This is a genomic window from Vibrio sp. 10N.222.46.A1 (genome assembly GCF_041473595.1).
In the GTDB taxonomy this organism is placed as follows: domain Bacteria; phylum Pseudomonadota; class Gammaproteobacteria; order Enterobacterales; family Vibrionaceae; genus Vibrio; species Vibrio tasmaniensis_A.
Genome location: NZ_JBFRSN010001538.1, coordinates 1 through 967 on the forward strand (window position 1 = coordinate 1; position 967 = coordinate 967).

The following is a 967-nucleotide window of genomic DNA, read 5'->3' on the forward strand; positions in this document are numbered from 1 at the left end:
CGTTCGTGACCTTCTTGTAGACCGTGGCTACCACGAAGCAATCACATACAGCTTCGTAGAACCAGAGCAGCAAAAACTTGTTGTACCTGGTGTTGAGCCGCTAATCCTGCCATTCCCAATCTCTGCGGATATGTCAGCAATGCGTCTTGGCCTAATCCAAGGTCTACTAAACACAGTTGTTCATAACCAGAAGCGTCAACAGTCTCGCGTTCGTCTATTCGAATCAGGCCTACGTTTCATCCCTGAAGCAACAGCTGAAAACGGCATGCGCCAAGAAATGATGCTTGCGGGCGTTATCTCTGGTACTCGTGGCGAAGAGCACTGGGACATTGCAACTAACACTGTAGATTTCTTCGATCTTAAAGGTGACCTAGAAGCAGTTCTTGAGCTTTCTGCAAACGAAATCGCATACAGCTTCAAAGCAGCGAAGCACCCAGCACTTCACCCAGGTCAAACTGCGGCTATCGTAGTAGACGGCAAAGAAGTGGGTATCATTGGTACTGTTCACCCAGAACTAGAGCGTAAGTTTGGTCTTAACGGCCGTACTATCGTATTCGAAATCGAATGGGCAGCTATCAACACTCGCGTGCTTCCAGAAGCAGTAGCGGTATCTAAGTTCCCTGCAAACCGTCGTGATATCGCAGTTGTTGTTGACGAAGCAGTCGCTTCTGGCGACATCGTAGAAGCGTGTATCGCTGCTGGTGGCGAATTCCTAACAGGCGCTAAACTGTTCGACGTATACGTTGGTCAAGGCGTTGAAGAAGGTAAGAAGAGCCTAGCAATCGCACTTAGCCTACAGTCTGTAGAGCGCACACTTGAAGATGCAGACATCGCTGGTTCAGTAGATGCTATCGTAGCTTCAATCTCAGAGAAATTCGGCGCAGCACTTCGCGACTAATCTCTTCTGATAGATAGAAAAACCAAAGGCCTCGCATTGCGAGGCCTTTTTTTGTATTCAAATTTGCAT

At 48.1% G+C, this 967-nt stretch carries 1 protein-coding gene; it reads left to right on the forward strand.

Annotated elements, in window-relative coordinates; translation table 11 throughout:
• On the forward strand, nt 1–898 hold an 898-nt coding region (locus AB4496_RS27935; RefSeq protein WP_372133283.1), incomplete at its 5' end, for a phenylalanine--tRNA ligase subunit beta.
• Nucleotides 899–967: the final 69 nt, after the last annotated feature.